General features: G+C 72.3%; 14 protein-coding genes. 6 read left to right on the top strand and 8 right to left on the bottom strand.

The features are described 5' to 3' along the window. Window positions 1-167 precede the first annotated feature (167 nt). Genes ABZ780_RS03500 through ABZ780_RS03480 form a run of 5 tightly spaced genes read left to right on the top strand, consistent with a single transcriptional unit; the run spans window position 168 to window position 4,728 of the window. A complete protein-coding gene (locus ABZ780_RS03500) occupies window positions 168-1,148 on the top strand; it encodes an aliphatic sulfonate ABC transporter substrate-binding protein (RefSeq protein ID WP_357483764.1) in 981 nt (326 codons plus the stop codon). Continuing rightward, entirely contained in the window at window positions 1,145-1,975 is an 831-nt protein-coding gene (locus ABZ780_RS03495; protein ID WP_357483761.1) for an ABC transporter permease subunit, read from the top strand. Before ABZ780_RS03500 ends, ABZ780_RS03495 begins: the two co-directional genes overlap by 4 nt. After that, complete coding sequence (locus ABZ780_RS03490) at window positions 1,948-2,679, top strand: ABC transporter ATP-binding protein (RefSeq protein ID WP_357000150.1); 732 nt, start codon at window positions 1,948-1,950, stop codon at window positions 2,677-2,679. Before ABZ780_RS03495 ends, ABZ780_RS03490 begins: the two co-directional genes overlap by 28 nt. Before the next feature lie 16 nt (window positions 2,680-2,695). Then, on the top strand, window positions 2,696-4,102 hold the full coding sequence (locus ABZ780_RS03485) for a selenium-binding family protein (protein ID WP_357483758.1): 1,407 nt from the start codon (window positions 2,696-2,698) through the stop codon (window positions 4,100-4,102). Further along, a complete protein-coding gene (locus ABZ780_RS03480) occupies window positions 4,099-4,728 on the top strand; it encodes a hypothetical protein (protein WP_357000146.1) in 630 nt (209 codons plus the stop codon). Before ABZ780_RS03485 ends, ABZ780_RS03480 begins: the two co-directional genes overlap by 4 nt. Before the next feature lie 123 nt (window positions 4,729-4,851). Here ABZ780_RS03480 and ABZ780_RS03475 read toward each other — a convergent pair whose 3' ends face one another. Next, window positions 4,852-5,703, bottom strand: coding sequence for an alpha/beta hydrolase (locus ABZ780_RS03475; RefSeq protein WP_357483755.1), 852 nt, complete (start codon window positions 5,701-5,703; stop codon window positions 4,852-4,854). Between the two features lie 140 nt (window positions 5,704-5,843). Between ABZ780_RS03475 and ABZ780_RS03470 the strand changes: the two genes are divergently transcribed. Next, window positions 5,844-6,710, top strand: coding sequence for a metallophosphoesterase (locus tag ABZ780_RS03470; protein ID WP_357483752.1), 867 nt, complete (start codon window positions 5,844-5,846; stop codon window positions 6,708-6,710). 63 nt (window positions 6,711-6,773) lie between these two features. Here ABZ780_RS03470 and ABZ780_RS03465 read toward each other — a convergent pair whose 3' ends face one another. The 7 genes from ABZ780_RS03465 to ABZ780_RS03435 all read right to left on the bottom strand — a co-directional run bounded on the left by ABZ780_RS03465 (window position 6,774) and on the right by ABZ780_RS03435 (window position 14,986). Continuing rightward, on the bottom strand, window positions 6,774-8,036 hold the full coding sequence (locus ABZ780_RS03465; protein WP_357483749.1) for a putative sulfate exporter family transporter: 1,263 nt from the start codon (window positions 8,034-8,036) through the stop codon (window positions 6,774-6,776). Beyond that, on the bottom strand, window positions 8,036-8,182 hold the full coding sequence (locus tag ABZ780_RS03460; RefSeq protein WP_357483747.1) for a hypothetical protein: 147 nt from the start codon (window positions 8,180-8,182) through the stop codon (window positions 8,036-8,038). The genes ABZ780_RS03465 and ABZ780_RS03460 overlap by 1 nt, the downstream gene beginning before the upstream one ends. A 153-nt stretch (window positions 8,183-8,335) precedes the next feature. Continuing rightward, the gene (locus ABZ780_RS03455; RefSeq protein ID WP_357483744.1) at window positions 8,336-8,428 is read right to left on the bottom strand and encodes a putative leader peptide; all 93 of its coding nucleotides are present in this window, start codon (window positions 8,426-8,428) and stop codon (window positions 8,336-8,338) included. Between the two features lie 125 nt (window positions 8,429-8,553). Beyond that, the gene (locus ABZ780_RS03450; protein WP_357483741.1) at window positions 8,554-10,407 is read right to left on the bottom strand and encodes an adenylyl cyclase; all 1,854 of its coding nucleotides are present in this window, start codon (window positions 10,405-10,407) and stop codon (window positions 8,554-8,556) included. Between the two features lie 321 nt (window positions 10,408-10,728). After that, a complete protein-coding gene (locus ABZ780_RS03445; RefSeq protein WP_357000128.1) occupies window positions 10,729-11,271 on the bottom strand; it encodes a hypothetical protein in 543 nt (180 codons plus the stop codon). Window positions 11,272-11,362: 91 nt separating this feature from the next. Next, entirely contained in the window at window positions 11,363-13,207 is a 1,845-nt protein-coding gene (locus ABZ780_RS03440) for a prolyl oligopeptidase family serine peptidase (protein WP_357000125.1), read from the bottom strand. After that, complete coding sequence (locus tag ABZ780_RS03435) at window positions 13,208-14,986, bottom strand: N-acetylglutaminylglutamine amidotransferase (RefSeq protein WP_357000122.1); 1,779 nt, start codon at window positions 14,984-14,986, stop codon at window positions 13,208-13,210. Between the last annotated feature and the right edge of the window lie 44 nt (window positions 14,987-15,030).

Raw genomic sequence — 15,030 nt, 5'->3', positions numbered from 1 at the left:
CGGCTCTTTCCTTCGGTGGTCGGGGCACGCGCGGCTGGCCCCTCCTGAGGTTTGGGACGATCGCGCCGCCACTCTACCCATAAAACCTATCGGGTTAGTAGGCTACCGACCGCCTACCCGCACCGGTCGACGTGGCCCGGCTTACCCGCCCGACCCAAGGAGTCGCCATGCCCACCCTTTCGACGAGTCGCCAGCCGCACCGCCGCCGACTCGCCACGGCCGCCCTCACGGCCGTGGCCCTGCTCGCCACGGCCGCCGTGAGCGCCTGCGGCGGGTCCGCCGACGCGAAGGACGACGCCGGAGCGCTCCGGATCGGCTACCAACGCTTCGGCGGGCTGAGCCTGGTCAAGGCGCGCGGCGCGACGCCGGGCGTCCAGTGGTCGCTGTTCGAGAGCGGCCCGGCGCTCACCGAGGCGCTCAAGGCCGGCTCCATCGACATCGGACAGGTCGGAGAGGCGCCGCCGGTCTTCGCCGCGGCCGGGAAGATCCCGTTCTCCGTCATCGGCACCTCCGAGCCGATCCCGCAGGGCGAGGCCGTGCTGGTCAAGGCCGACAGCGGCTACCGCACCTTCGCCGACCTGAGGGGCAAGAGGGTCGCCCTCAACAAGGGCTCCAATGTGCACTGGCTGCTGGTCCGGCTGCTGGAGGCGAACAACATGACGTTGCGGGACATCGACGTCACGTACCTCAAGCCCGCCGAGGGGCGACCCGCGTTCGACAGTGGGCAGGTCGACGCCTGGGTGATCTGGGATCCGTACTTCGCGCTGGCCGAACAGCCGGGCGTCCGGGTGCTCGCCGACGCGACAGGCCTGGCCAGCAACCGGGAGTACGTCCTGGCCGCCCCGGACGCGGTCGAGCACCGCACGGACGAGGTCCGCGCGTTCCTACAGCGGTACCGCGAGGTGACCGACTGGGGCATCGCCAACCCGCAGGAGCGGGCCAGCACCCTCGCACCGGAGCTGAAGATCCCCGAGGACGTCACCAGCCGCGCCCTGGCCCGCAGCGCCAAGCCGCTCGCACCGGTCAGTCCGGCCATCGGCGACGAGCTCCAGGCGATCACCGACAGCTTCATCGCCCTGGACCTCATTCCGGGCCCGGTCGACATCCGGTCCCGGATCGACGACCGGTTCAGCGAGGTGTTCCGGTGAACCGTACGACTCTCGTCGAGGCCCCCGCCGAGGTCGCCGCCGCGCCGGTCACGGCCCCCCGCCAGCGGCCGGCCCGGCGGTGGCGGCGGCTGGTCAGTCCGGTCGTGCTGGTGGTGGGCTGGGAGCTGGCCGCCCGGGTCGGGGTGCTGGCGCCGGAGAAGCTGCCCGCGCCGAGCGACGTGCTGGCCGCCGGCTGGCGGCTGAGCCGCGACGGGACGCTCGCCGTGCACCTGGTCGACTCGCTCACCCGCGCCGGGGCCGGGCTGCTCATCGGCGGCGTCCTGGCGCTGGCCCTGGGCACCGTGGCGGGCTTGCTGCGCCTCGGCGACGACCTGGTGGACCCGCCGGTGCAGATGGCCCGGATGCTGCCGCACCTCGGCCTGGTCCCGTTGCTGATCATCTGGGTCGGCATCGGTGAACCGCTCAAGATCAGCCTGGTCGCCCTCGGTGCGTTCTTCCCGATCTACTTCAACACGTACGCCGGCATCCGTGACATCGACGAGCGGCTGGTCGAGGCCGCCCGTACCTGTGGACTGGGCCAGGCCGCCCGACTGCGCCACGTCGTGCTGCCCGGGGCGCTGCCCGCGCTGTTCCTGGGCCTGCGACTGGCCATCGGGGCGGCCTGGCTCAGCCTCGTCGTCGGCGAGCAGGTCAACGCCCAGACCGGAATCGGTTTCCTGATGATGGAGGCGCGGGAGTTCAGCCAGACCGATGTGGTGGTGCTCGGCCTGCTCGTCTACGCGCTACTCGGACTGATATCCGACCTTGCCCTACGCGTTGCGGAGAGGAGGATGTTGACATGGCGTCGCGGACTGCGGGCCACCTGACCGACGCGAAACCCGTGCTCACCGCCCACGCGGTCCGCCGGGCATTCGGGCCGACGGTCGTGCTGTCCGGGGTCGACCTGAGCATCGCCCGGGGTGAGGTCGTCGCGCTGCTGGGCGGCAGCGGTTCCGGCAAGAGCACCCTGCTGCGGATCCTCGCCGGGCTGGACACGGCGGCCGGTGGCGAGATCGCCGTGCACGGCACCGCCGCCGTGGTGTTCCAGGAACACCGGCTGCTGCCCTGGAAACGGGTCGCCGACAACGTCGGGCTCGGGCTGACCGGCCCGGACCGCGCCGGACGCATCGAGCGGGCGCTGACCGAGGTCGGGCTGGCCGACCGGCACCGGGCCTGGCCGGCCGAACTGTCCGGCGGGCAGGCGCAGCGCGTGGCGGTCGCGCGTGCCCTGGTCCGCGAGCCGGACCTGCTGCTGCTCGACGAGCCGTTCGGCGCCCTGGACGCGCTGACCCGCCTGCGGATGCAGGTGCTGTTGCGCCGGTTGCGCGCCGAGCACGGCTTCGCCGCCCTGCTGGTCACCCACGACGTGGAGGAGGCCCTGCTGCTCGCCGACCGGATCCTGCTCCTCGACGCCTGCCGCATCGCCGCGGACCTGCCCGTCGACCTGACCCCCACCCGTACGCCGGACGACCCGGCCTTCGGCGCGCTGCGCCGCCACCTGCTCGACCAACTCGGCGTTCCCACCACCTGACGAGCGGAGACCCCCGATGACTCGCTGGACCCCCGATCCCACCTTCTACCCCTCCCCCGGCCAGGCGGTGACGGCCCCGGCGGAGAAGCTCGCCTACGTGGCGGCCTTCGACCGGACGGCCAGCCGCCCGGACGCCATCGTGGTGCTGGGCACCGACCCCGACTCCCCCGACTACGGCAAAGTCGTCGGCTGGACCGACCTGCCGCACCTCGGCGACGAGGTGCACCACTTCGGCTGGAACGCGTGCAGCAGCGCGCTCTGCCCGACCGCCCCGCACCCGCACGTCGAGCGGCGGTACCTGATCGTTCCCGGTCTGCGCTCGTCGCGGATCCACGTCATCGACACCCAACCCGACCCGCGCCAACCCCAGGTGGTGAAGGTGATCGGGCCGGAGGAGCTGGCCAAGCGCGCCGGATACTCCCGCCCACACACCGTGCACTGCGGACCGGACGGCATCTACGTCTCCGCTCTCGGCGGCGCGGACGGCGCGGAGGGTCCGGGCGGCATCGCCATCCTGGACCACACCACCTTCGAGGTACGCGGGGCGTGGGAGGCCGACCGGGGGCCGCAGTTCCTGGCGTACGACCTGTGGTGGCACCTCACCCAGGACGTGCTTGTCACCAGCGAGTGGGGCACCCCGTCGATGGTCGAGGACGGCATCATCGGTGAGCTGCTGCTGGGCCGGCGCTACGGTCACGCCATCCACTTCTGGGATCTCGCGAAGCGTCGGCACGTGCAGCGGGTCGACCTTGGCGATGCGTACCAGATGCCGCTGGAGCTGCGCCCGGCACACGACCCGACGAAGTCGTACGGGTTCGTCGGGGTGGTGATCAGCGTCGAGGACCTGTCCGCCTCGATCTGGCTGTGGCACCGCGACGGCGACGCCTGGGCGGTCACCAAGGTGATCGACATTCCGGCCGAGCCGGCCGACCCGGCGGACCTGCCCGACCTGCTCAAGCCGTTCGGCGCGGTGCCGCCGCTGGTGACCGACATCGACCTGTCGGTCGACGACCGCTTCCTGTACGTCTCCTGCTGGGGCACCGGGGAGCTGCGCCAGTACGACGTCAGCGACCCGCTGCACCCGGTGCTGACGGGCTCGGTGCACCTCGGCGGGATCGTCCGCCGTACCGCCCACCCGACCGCGCCGGACGAGGCGTTGGCCGGCGGCCCGCAGATGGTCGAGGTGAGCCGGGACGGCCGGCGGGTCTACGTCAGCAACTCCCTCTACGGCGCCTGGGATGACCAGTTCTACCCCGACGGGGTGGGCGCGTGGCTCGCCAAGCTGGACGTCGACGTGGACGCCGGCGGGCTCGCCCTCGACCCGAGGTTCTTCCCGCACGGCGACGAGTTCCGTGGCCTGCGGGTGCACCAGACGCGGTTGCAGGGCGGGGACGCGTCCTCCGACTCGTACTGCTTCCCGTGACCGTCGGCACCTGGGTGACGCTCGCCGCGCTCGGCGCGTTCCATGGCCTGAATCCGGCGATGGGCTGGCTGTTCGCGGTGGCCCGCGGCCTACAGGAGCGCAGCAGGACGGCCCTGCTGCGCTCGTTGCCGCCGATCGCGGCGGGGCACCTGGCCTCGGTGGGGATCGTCGCCGCGTTGGTCACCGCGACCCGGTCGGTGACGGCGAGCACCGCCCTGGCGGTGGGCGGCGGCGTGCTGCTGGTCGGTTTCGGGCTGTGGCGGCTGCTCTCCGAACGGCACTTCCGCTGGGCGGGGATGCGGATGTCCGCGGCGCAGCTCGCCGGCTGGTCGTTTCTCATGTCGTCGGCGCACGGCGCGGGGTTGATGCTGCTGCCGGTGCTGGTCAACGAGCCGGTGAGCGGGGGCCACGCCGGGCACCTGTCCGCCGCGCCGGTGGGCGCGCTGCCCGGGCTGGCGGCGGCCGGGGTGCACACCGTGGCCATGCTCGGCACCGCCCTGGTCGTCGCGGTGCTGGTCTACCAGGTGCTCGGGGTCGGGGTGCTGCGCCGGGCGTGGTTCAACGTCGACAGGCTCTGGGCGGGTGTGCTGGTCGCGGCCGGGCTGGTCACGTTGATCCGGGCCTGACCGCCGAGCGTCCGACCATCGTGGATGGCACGAACGGGGCGGCCCGACCCGCGCCGGCCGGAGGCCAGCACGGGTCGGGCGTGGCGACTACGTCGCCGCGCTGGTCGCGCCGATCCGGAGCGATCAGGCGCGAGCCTTCGCCGGCTGCTTCAGGAAGTCCATGATCGCCTTGTTGACGTCGTTGGCGTTCGTCCACGGGATACCGTGCGGCGCGCCCTTGAGGGTAACGAGTTGGGCGGTCGGCATCATGGGCGCGAGCCGCTGACCGGTCACCGGGTAGGGCAGCACGTTGTCCTTGTCACCCTGGACGATCAGCACCGGCACGTCGATCTTCGGCAGGTCGGGGCGGAAGTCCTCCTGCCAGGCGTCCACGCTGTCGTGGGTGGCCTTGGCCGAGCCCATCGCGCCGATCTGCCAGTGCGCCCGGTACGCCTCGTCGCTGACCAGCTTGCCCTTGTTCTCGCTGTAGTTGAAGAACGCGTCGCAGAACTGGGTGAGGTACGCGAAGCGGTCCTTGATGATGGCGTCCTGGAAACCCTTGAAGAGGCTGGTGTCCACGCCCTCCGGGTTGTCCTTGGCCTTGGCCAGCATCGGTTGCAGCGGGCTGAGCAGCACGGCCTTGCTCACTCGCTGCGAGCCGTAGTTGCCCAGGTAACGGACGACCTCGCCGGTGCCCATCGAGTGACCCACCAGGATCGCGTCACGCAGGTCCAGCTCGGTCATCAGCACGTCGAGATCCGCCGCGAAGGTGTTGTAGTCGAATCCGAACGCCGGTTGGGCCGAGTTGCCGAAACCGCGCCGGTCGTAGGTGATCGTCCGGTATCCGGCGTTCAGCAACGCGCTGGTCTCCTTCTCCCACGTCGCCCCGTTGAACGGGAAGCCGTGGATCAGCACCACCGGCTGACCGGATCCGTGGTCCTCGTAGTACAGGTCGATGGGCGCGGAGTTTTCGGTCCCCACGGTGATGAAAGGCATGTTTGTCTCCTGCTCCGGATCGGGGCTGTCGGACGTCGGGTGCGTTCCCGCCGGGTCGCCGGATATGCGGGCCACCGGATTCGCCCGGCAGGGCAGGAACAGGGGTTTTCCGATCGGGTGGCGCCGCCTAGCGTTGGGGCGTGACTCCTTCCCCTCGGCTGCGGGCCGTCAGCGACCTGCACATCGGCTATCCGGAGAACCGCGCGTTCGTCCAGGAGCTACGCCCGGAGCACGACGGCGACTGGCTGCTGGTCGCCGGTGACGTGGCCGAGCGGTACGCCGACATCGAGTGGGCGCTCGGGCTGCTGAGCAGTCGCTTCGCGAAGGTCGTCTGGGCGCCGGGCAACCACGAGCTGTGGACGCCACCCAACGACCCGGTGCAGCTGCGTGGCGAGGCGCGTTACCAGGAGTTGGTGCGGCTGTGCCGGCGGCTGGGGGTCGTCACGCCGGAGGATCCGTACCCGGTGTGGGACGGCGTGGGCGGGCCGGCCACGATCGCCCCGCTCTTCGTGCTCTACGACTACACGTTCCGGGTGCCCGAGGCGCGCACCAAGCAGCAGTCGCTGGACCTGGCGCACGCGGCCGGGGTGGTGTGCACCGACGAGGCGCTGCTGCACCCCGACCCCTACCCGAGCCGGGAGGCATGGTGCGACGCCCGGGTCACCGAGACCGAGCGCCGGCTGGCCCTGCGCGACCCGGCGCTGCCGACCGTGCTCGTCAACCACTACCCGCTGGTCCGGGAGCCGACCGACGTGCTGTGGTACCCGCTGTTCGCCCAGTGGTGCGGCACGGTCCGCACCCGTGACTGGCACCTGCGCTTCGGCGCGGCCACCATGGTCTACGGGCACCTGCACATCCCTCGTACGACCTTCCACGACGGGGTGCGTTTCGAGGAGGTCTCGCTGGGCTATCCGCGCGAGTGGCGTCGGCGCGGGCCGACGCCACGTCCGGTACGCACCATCGACCCGGCGGAGGACCTGCGCCGGATGCGGCAGACGGCCGGCTGACCCGTCGTTGCGTGGTGTCGCACCCGCCCTCGGGCAGTGCCGGAGGGCGGGTGCGACGGTGGATCAGACCGAGAAGTTACGGAACAGCAGGGATGCCAGGCCGAGCGCCAGTGCCAGGTTGAACACGGTGGCGCTGGCGAAAACCGCGACGGGCCGCCAGCCGGCCTCCCGCAGCGACGCGACCCGGACCTCCAGGCCGATGCTGACGAAGGCCAGGATGAGGAACCACACGCGCAGGTCGTTGACGATGGCGATGGTGGCCTTGCCGTCCGCGCCGGCCGTGTCGAGATACCAGGTCGCGATGACCGAGGCGGCGACGAAGCCCAGGACGAACTTGGGGAAACGCCGCCACACCTCACCGAGGCCCGGTCGGGCGGCGCCGGGCCGCCGCTCCACCTTCAGCGTGAAGTACGCGGTGAGCGCCACCGCGACCACACCCATCAGGGCGTTCTGGGTGACCTTGACGATGCTGGCGATCTGGAGCGCCTCCTCGCCGGCGAGCGCACCGGCGGCGGTGACCGCGGCCGTGGTGTCGATGTTGCCGCCGATCCACGCGCCGGCCACCGCGTCGGAGAGCCCGAACACGTCGGCCAGCCAGGGCAGGATGAAGATGGACGGCAGCGCGAAGACGATGACCAGACTCGCCGTGTAGGCCAGTTGCTCACGTCGCGCCCGCACCGCGCCGGCGGCGGCGATGGCCGCGCTGACCCCGCAGATCGACACCGCCGCGGCGAGCAGAGCACGCAGCTTGTCGTCGAGCCCGAACCTGCCGGCCAGCCACCAGGTGAACAGGAACACCCCGCTGATCAGCAGGATCGCCTGGGCGATCGCCGGGCCGGCGGCGCTGGCGATGACTGCCAGGTTGATCGACGCCCCGAGCAGCACCAGACCGGTCTTGATGAAGAACTCGGTCCGGAACGCGGCGGCGATCCGGTCGCGCCACCCGAGCAGCGTGACGGCGACGTTGCCGAGCAGGCCGAGCAGGATCGCGTAGACCGGGTACTCGACGGCCGCGCCGATGTCCTCGACGGCGGTGCCCTCGGCCCATTCGGGGACGTTCTGTTCCAGGTAGCGGGTGAGCGCGGCGAGACCGACCACGACCACCAGACCGAGGGCCGTCCAGGCCCAGAACCTGCCGTCGCGCACGACGCCCACCGGGCCGGCGGGGTCGTCGGCCGCCGGTGGCCCGCTGGCCGGGGTGGTCTCGACGGCGTCGGCGGGCGTGTCGTCCGCGCGGGTGCCGTCAGTCGTACGGTTCTCGTCCCCCGTGCCGGTCGGATCGGCGGCGCGGGTCTCGTCCCCCGTGCGGGTCGCGTCGGTGGCCATCAGGGCACCAGCCCGGCGGGGATGGCACCGAGCAGGACGAGAGCGAGCAGGGCCAGGCCGAGGATGGTCGCCAGCCAGTCCTCGTTGAACGCGAGCCGGGAGTCGCCGGCGGTTGGCGGGGTGGACGGTGGCTGATCGGCTGTCATGACGTACCTCCATGGGGGTGGACCGATCCGGCACGGCCGGATCGGTGGAGAGGGCGTTGACGTGCGTGCGCGGTGACGCCGGTGACCAGATGGGTCACGCCTCGGCGGGCGATCCGGCGGCGGGGCCGGACGCGGATGCGGTGTCTCGGGTGTTCAGCAGGCCGCCGGGGAGCCCGGACAGAGCTCGGAGGCGACCCGCATCAGGTCCACGGCCAGGCGGGAGGTGAGGAGTGGACCGGCCGGCATTCACCCATTTTCCTACCGACCTAATAGGAATTCAAGACCGTGGACGCGAATTTCCCGGGCCTTGACACGACAGTGGGGGTCGGAGCCACGCCGGGCTCCGACCCCCATTCGGTACGCCTGAGCCGTTACGGGACGGGGTACCCCGCGAGGTAGACCGGCGCGCCGACCTTCGTCATGTCGGCCGCGTCCCCGACGCCGTTGACCACGTGGTCGATCGTTCCGGCGCTGAGGTTGACGGTCATGATGTGGTGCAGCTTCACGCCCGGCCTGTTCGGCACCTCGAAGCCGTTCTCGGTGCGGATCGACGGGTTGTTCTGGTTGAAGACGTAGACGCCGCCGCCGTACAGGGTGTGGTGCCGTACCCGGTCGCCGACCTTGTAGCCGGCCCACCCCTTGACCCGGCCGTTCATCCAGTCGGCCTGCGTCGGCGGGTCGTACGGCAGCTCGTTCTGGTAGAGGATCGTGGTGCCGTGCTCGCCGTTCCAGATGGTGTTGTAGCGCTGGAAGTGCTCCACGAAGAGGCCGGTGGCGGTCACGTGGTCGCCGTTGATGACGGCGCCGTAGCGACCGGTGTTGGTACGCCAGCGGTCGGTGTCACCGTTGACGCCCTCCGTGAAGCCCTCGACGCCGTGGTCGCCGCGCCACACCCAGGTGTGGTCGATGAGCACGTTGTCGCTGTTGACCTCCAGCGCGGTGTTCGTGCGGCCGATGTGCGGGCCGCCGACCCGGAAGTACACGTCGGAGAGCGTTGTCGGGTTGGCCGCGCTGCTGGCGTTGTGCCCGTGCTGCCGACCCACCCGCAGCAGGACCGGTGACTCGACGCGGCCGGCGTCGATGGTGACGCCCGCGACGATCACGCCGGGGACGCCGGCGACGTCGAGCGGGACGGCGCCGTTGACCGCGGTGAGCGTGGCGTGCCCGATGCCGAGGACCACCGTGTTGGCGCGGCGGATCTCGATGCTGCGGGCGATGTCGTACACGCCGGGGGTGAGCAGCAGGTGCTTGCCGCGTGCGAGTTGGCTGTTGATGACGCGCACCGGGTCGGACGGCTTGGCGACGAAGAAGTCGCCGATCGGGATGGTCCGCCCCGGCGTCATGCCCTTGGCCCAGGAGACGCCCCGGCTGTCGCGCTGCGCCGCGGGCACCCGCACGTTGTAGCGGCCCTTGCCGTCGACGTACAGGTACGGCTTCTCCCGGCTCAACGGCGTGGTGTCCAGGGTGGTGTACGGCGGGTCGGGGAACGTGGCGTCGTCGGGCGCGCCCTCGACCCCGGCGAAGACCTGGTTCCACACGGCGTTGGACCAGCCTGCGACCTCGCTGTTGCGGGTCAGCCACTGCTGCTGGGACCCGTTGGTGGTGGCCGGCAGCCGCGAGTCGGCGATGAAGCCGCCGCTGGCGTACTGCGGGCCGGCGGTGCAGTAGTCCATCAGCGACAGCCCGCCGCCGCCGATGTTGAGCCGGCGCATCGACACCGCCTGGGACACCGCCCAGAAGTTCGCCGTGGCCCGGCAGTCGTCCTGACCAGCCGCGTTGATGGTGAGCGACAGGTTGGACAGGGTGCGCCAGAAGTTGACAAGCGCGAGGCAGTTGCCGGTGCCGCCGTCGGCCAGGCAGCGGTTGTAGACCTCCAGCTTGCCGTTGACTGTGACGTCGGTGGGCGAGGCGCCCAGGCCGGACACCTCGGTGTAGTAGCCGACCTTGGCCTGCAACGGCTGCCCGGCCGTGCCGTAGGTGCCCGGCTTGAACAGGTAGGCGTGCCGCTCGGTGCCCATCTCGTTGTCGACCTGGCGGGCGTGCGCCGCGTCCAGGGTCCGCTGGATCTCGCCGACCGGCGTGGCCGGGTCGAAGATCGTCACGTTGGGGCCGAAGTCGGGTGCGCCGTGTGTCGGGCGGCCGGCGGTGGCGGCGGTGCTGGTCAGGGTGACCGCGGCGGTCACCAGCAGGGCGAGCAGGAGGGTACGACGGGACGGGGTTGTCATGCGGTTCGTCCTCTCCGCTGGCCGGATCGTACTCCCGGCGCAGCTGGGGGCGGGCTGTGAGAGCGCTCTCTGATCCCGTTTGTACCCGGTGAAGCGTCCGCACGCCATGCCCGAAGCCGGGAACTTCGCCCGGACGGGTGGGAGGCGCACCCGCGCCGTGCTGCGGTCAGCGTCGTCGACAACGGGTTCGACGACGACGATGGCGGCGGCGGCGGAGGCGACGGGTAGGTGTCCGACCCCGCCAGCCGTCCGACCTCCGGGCCGCCGGTCGTGTTCGCCGGTGACATTCAGGACCGTGCCGTCCCGCGCCGACGTTCCGTCTCAGGTGCCGGTATCCGGGTCGGTCAGCGGGATCGGCAGCGCCTGCGTGGCAGCCGTGCCGCCGCCGGCCGAGTGTGCCGGCGCGGGGCGGTCGCCGGTGCGGCTGTGCAGGCGTCCGCGCCCCGCCGGTCCGGCACGCCGGGTCACCTCGACGGTCACCATCCGCACCGGCGGTGGCGGCGCGGTGAAGCGCCCGACGCCCCAGCGCACCCAGATCGGGATCCGGCCGGCGTCCGCCTCCGCCCGCAGTTTCTGCACCGTCCGGGCCCGGTCGGTGTGGTCGACCTCCACGACGACCGGCGGCCCGTCCGGGCGGGCGCACGCCACGTCGAGAACCGAGTGTCGCTCCTGCAGGGGCGGCGGCAACGGCAGGACGCTCGGCGCCCGCCGGTAGACCCGCCAGCCCTGCGCCTGCGCCCAGCCTTCCACCGACTCGATGACCCGTGCGGTGACCTCGTCGGTGGCCAGGTCGACGAAGGTCAGGTCGACCAGCCAGCGGCCCAGGTCCGCGGCCAGCCGCTCACCCTGCGCCGTGACCTCCACCGGCGCAGGATAACGCCTCGACCGACGGCGGTCGCGGTCGCGCCAAGGTGCCGGGACGCCTCAGCCGACAGCGGTCGCGGTGCCGGACGCCTCAGCCGACAGCGGTCGCGGTCGCGGCGAGGTGCAGGGTCAGCCACGCGGTGGTGGCCGTCCGTGCCGCCTCGGCGTTGACGCGGGCCAGGAAGTCGTGCCCCTCGCCGGCCAGGACCAGGTGCCCGTGCGGGGCGTCGCGGGCGGCGAGGGCCTGCGCCACCTGCGCCGACTCGCCGGCCGGCACGTTTGTGTCGTTGGCGCCGTGGATGAGCAGCACCGGCACGTCGAGCCGGTCGAGGTGGGTCATCGGTGACAGGTCCCGCAGCAGTTCCGCGTCGCGCACCGGGTCGCCGTACTTGCTGACGGCGGCGGCGGCGATCCACGGCTCGGTGCCGGCGAAGAACGTGCGGAAGTCGGAGATGCCGCACTCGGCCACCCCGGCGGCGAACAGCCCGGGGAAGTTCACCAGCACCGCGAGGACCAGGTAGCCACCGTAGGAGCGGCCCAGGCAGCCGAGCTGACCGGGCCGGGCCACGCCGCTGTCGAGCAGGAAGTCCGCGCACGCGGCCACGTCGGCGATCGCGCCGTACCGGCCGGCCAGGTTGTCGGCGGCGACGAAGGTACGGCCGAAGCCGGACGAGCCCCGCACGTTCGGCGCGAAGACCGCGACGCCCTGCGCGACGAGGGACTGGAACAGCGGGTTGTAGCAGGGCCGTTCCTGCGCCTCGGGGCCACCGTGCAGGCTGATCGCCGTCGGCCACGGCCCAGGGCCGGCCGGGCGATACAGCCAGCCGGACAGCGGCAACCCGTCGCGGGCGCGCAGGTCGACCAGTTGCGGCGCGACACCACTGCCACCGGTACGCGGGGCGCCGGTGTCCGGCCGCAGAGGACGCGTCGCGGCGGTCGCCGGGTCGACGAGCCACACCTCACGGGGCTGCACCGGCCCCTGCGCGGCGAGACAGAGCAGGTCCCCGCCGGCGGCGAAGACGGCGCCATCGAGCACCTCACCCGGGGCGGCGACGGCCCGCTGCACGCCACCGACCAGGTCGAACAGGCTCACCTCGCTGCGCCCGCCATAGGTGTTCCAGAGCAGTGCGGCGCGGCAGCGGTCGGTGCTCACCGCGACGTGCTCCAGCTCGGCGTCCGGTCGCCCGGCGAGCCGCACCGGCACGCGCTCCGCTCGCGTCAGGTCGACCCGCACCAGCGCGGCCAGTTCGGAGAACGCGTCGGTACGGGCCAGCACGCTCGTCCCGTCCGGGCCGAACCAGCCCTGGTCGGTGCTGCCCCGGCCGGTGTCCGGCAGCAGCCGCCGCCGGACGCCGGTCGCCACGTCGAGCAGTTCCAACCAGCGGGCGTTGCGCGGGCCACGGCGCAGCAGCGCGGCCCCGGCATCCGGGGTGACGTCCAACAGGGTGAGCAGGTCGTCCTCGACCAGCACCCGCCGGTGCCCGGTGCCGGCGTCGATCAGCACGGCCGCGCCCCGCTCGGCGGTCTCGGTGACCACCATCAGCGCGCAGCCGGGCAGCCACCCGGACAGGGACGCGCTGCGGCGGCCGAAGCCGGCGACCTGCCGGCGGCGCGTACCGTCCGGGCGCAGCACCCACAGCTCGGTGCGGGGCGCGCCGCCGGGCGCGACGACGCAGGCCAGCCACCGCCCGTCCGGCGACCAACTCACCGCCAGCACCGGCTCGTCCCCGGTGGGCACCACGACGGCTTCGGCGGCGCCGACGTCGCGGATCCAGACGCCGGGCGTCCCGGCCCGGTCGGACAGGAACGCCACCCGCCGGCCGTCCGGCGAGGGCGCGGGTGCGAAGTCCGCGCCGACGGGCGGCGGCGACACCGGCAGCCGACCGGTCGGGCGGCTCCGACGACTGGTGCGCAACGCCTCGGTCCGTACGCTCATCTAAACCCCGATCCGCTGCAACCAGAGCTCCAGCAGCCCGAGCTGCCAGAGCGCGTTCGAACCCAACGTGGTCCGCCGGGCGTTCGGCGCGTCCAGCAACTCCTCCAGGTAGTCCTTGCGGAACAGGCCCCGCTCGCGTGCCGGCCGCGCGGTCAACGCGTCCCGGACGTCGTCGAGCAGCGGGCCGGAGAGGTGCCGGATCGCGGGCACCGGGAAGTAGCCCTTCGGGCGGTCGATCACCTCGTCCGGGACGATGCCCCGGCTCGCCGCCTTCAGCACGCCCTTGCCGCCGTGCGCCAGCTTCAACGCCGGAGGGCAGGCGGCGGCCAGCTCGACCACCTCGTGGTCGAGGAACGGCACCCGCGCCTCCAACCCCCAGGCCATCGTCATGTTGTCCACCCGCTTCACCGGGTCGTCGACCAGCATCACCAGGCTGTCCTGGCGCAGCGCCGCGTCCAGCGCGGTGTCCGCGCCCGGCGCGGCGAAGTGCGCGGTGACGAACTCCAGGCTCGCGTCGTGGTCGAGCATCCACTCCGGTGCCAGGTGCCCGCCGAGCTCGTCGTGGCGGCGGTCGAAGAACACCCGGGCGTACGCCTCGACGGCGTCGGCGCGGGCCACGTTGGCGATCGGCGGGTACCAGTCGTAGCCGGCGAAGATCTCGTCGGCGCCCTGGCCGGACTGCACCACCGTGATCCGCTGCGACACCTCCTCGGAGAGCAGGTGGAACGCGACGCAGTCGTGGCTGACCATCGGCTCGCTCATCGCCCCGATGGCGGCGTGCACGGCCGGCACGAACCGGTCCCCGCCGATACGGATCTGCTGGTGGTCGGTGCCGAACTCGCGGGCCACCAGGTCGGAGTAGTGGAACTCGTCGCCGCTCTCCCCCGCCTTCGCCTCGAACCCGATGCTGAAGGTGGCCAGCCCTTCCTGACCCTGCTCGGCCAGTAGGGCGACGATCAGGCTGGAGTCGATGCCGCCGGAGAGCAGCACCCCGACCGGCACGTCGGCGACCATCCGGCGGCGTACGGCGGTGCGCAGCGCCGACATGATCCGCTCCTGCCACTCGCCTGTGGACATCGGCGGCGCGGCCGCGCGGGTGAACTCCGGCCGCCAGTAGACGGTGTCGGTGCTGCGGCCGTCGCCGGTGATCACGCGTACGGTGGCCGGGGGCAGTTTGCGGACGCCGGCCAGGATGGTGCGCGGCGGCGGCACCACCGAGTGGAAGCTCATGTAGTGGTGCAGCGCCACCGGGTCGATGTCGGTGTCCACGTCACCGGCGGCGAGCAGCGCCGGCAGGGTCGAGGCGAAGCGGACCCGGCCCGGCCTCTCGGCGAGATAGAGCGGCTTGATGCCGAGCCGGTCGCGGGCCAGCACCAGGGTGGACGTGGTCAGGTCGACCAGGGCGAAGGCGAACATCCCGTAGAACCGTTCCACGCACGCGGTCCCCCACCGGTGGTACGCCTTGAGGATCACCTCGGTGTCCGAGGTGGACCGGAAGGAGTAGCCGGCGGCGGTCAGCTCGTCGCGCAGTTCCCGGTAGTTGTAGATGCAGCCGTTGAATACCAGGGCCAGGCCCAGCTCGGAGTCGACCATCGGTTGGGCGCCGGTGTCGGACAGGTCGATGATGCGCAGCCGGCGGTGCACGAGCGCCGCCGGCCCGTGCCGCCACCGGCCTTCGCCGTCCGGGCCCCGGGAGGCGAGGGCGGGGAGCATCCGCTCGACGGCCGCCATGTCCGGGGGCGCCCCGTCGAGGCGGAACTCGCCTCCGATACCGCACATGGCACTCACCTCTCATCGGCTCGGTCGCTCGGGCCGCTGACCGG

The sequence above is a fragment of the Micromonospora sp. NPDC047467 genome (genome assembly GCF_040643095.1).
Classification (GTDB): Bacteria; Actinomycetota; Actinomycetes; order Mycobacteriales; family Micromonosporaceae; genus Micromonospora.
This window is presented reverse-complemented; position numbering and strand designations above follow the sequence as displayed.

Excerpts from the sequence above, each read along its gene's own strand:
- ABZ780_RS03500 (WP_357483764.1), top strand. The coding sequence starts at position 168 with ATGCCCACCCTTTCGACGAGTCGCCAGCCGCACCGCCGCCGACTCGCC.
- ABZ780_RS03490 (WP_357000150.1), top strand. The coding sequence starts at position 1,948 with ATGGCGTCGCGGACTGCGGGCCACCTGACCGACGCGAAACCCGTGCTC.
- ABZ780_RS03485 (WP_357483758.1), top strand. The coding sequence starts at position 2,696 with ATGACTCGCTGGACCCCCGATCCCACCTTCTACCCCTCCCCCGGCCAG.
- ABZ780_RS03475 (WP_357483755.1), bottom strand. The coding sequence starts at position 5,703 with ATGCCTTTCATCACCGTGGGGACCGAAAACTCCGCGCCCATCGACCTG.
- ABZ780_RS03465 (WP_357483749.1), bottom strand. The coding sequence starts at position 8,036 with ATGGCCACCGACGCGACCCGCACGGGGGACGAGACCCGCGCCGCCGAT.
- ABZ780_RS03460 (WP_357483747.1), bottom strand. The coding sequence starts at position 8,182 with ATGACAGCCGATCAGCCACCGTCCACCCCGCCAACCGCCGGCGACTCC.
- ABZ780_RS03455 (WP_357483744.1), bottom strand. The coding sequence starts at position 8,428 with ATGCCGGCCGGTCCACTCCTCACCTCCCGCCTGGCCGTGGACCTGATG.
- ABZ780_RS03450 (WP_357483741.1), bottom strand. The coding sequence starts at position 10,407 with ATGACAACCCCGTCCCGTCGTACCCTCCTGCTCGCCCTGCTGGTGACC.
- ABZ780_RS03440 (WP_357000125.1), bottom strand. The coding sequence starts at position 13,207 with ATGAGCGTACGGACCGAGGCGTTGCGCACCAGTCGTCGGAGCCGCCCG.
- ABZ780_RS03435 (WP_357000122.1), bottom strand. The coding sequence starts at position 14,986 with ATGTGCGGTATCGGAGGCGAGTTCCGCCTCGACGGGGCGCCCCCGGAC.